This is a genomic window from Roseovarius sp. A46 (assembly GCF_004126395.1).
Taxonomy (GTDB): domain Bacteria; phylum Pseudomonadota; class Alphaproteobacteria; order Rhodobacterales; family Rhodobacteraceae; genus Roseovarius; species Roseovarius nitratireducens.
The window spans coordinates 1-252 of the sequence record NZ_PVWS01000066.1 but is presented as its reverse complement, the minus strand read 5'-3'; the positions used below and the strand labels follow the sequence as shown (position 1 = coordinate 252).

The 252-nt window shown below is 58.7% G+C and carries 1 pseudogene; it reads left to right on the top strand.

The annotated features are described in order from the left end of the window. Positions 1-125, top strand: a pseudogene (locus C6W92_RS17355) (IS481 family transposase); the annotation flags it as partial. Positions 126-252: the final 127 nt, after the last annotated feature.

Here is a 252-nt window from a genome sequence, read left to right as displayed (position 1 = left end):
TCGCCCGGCGCCTCAAGACCCTCGGTGGCCTCACGCCATACGAATACATCTGCAAGGTCTGGATTTCAGAGCCGGATCGTTTCATCCTCGACCCGATCCAACAGATGCCGGGACTGAACACCTAGGCTTCGGTGATGGCTTTGATTGGCAGGGGAGATTGGTGAGGGAGCCGGGTTATCAGCCGTATCTCGCCTTGAAGCCTGCGCCTTTCCACAGGTTCCAGCCAATGGCCGCAAGACGGGTCAGGACTTG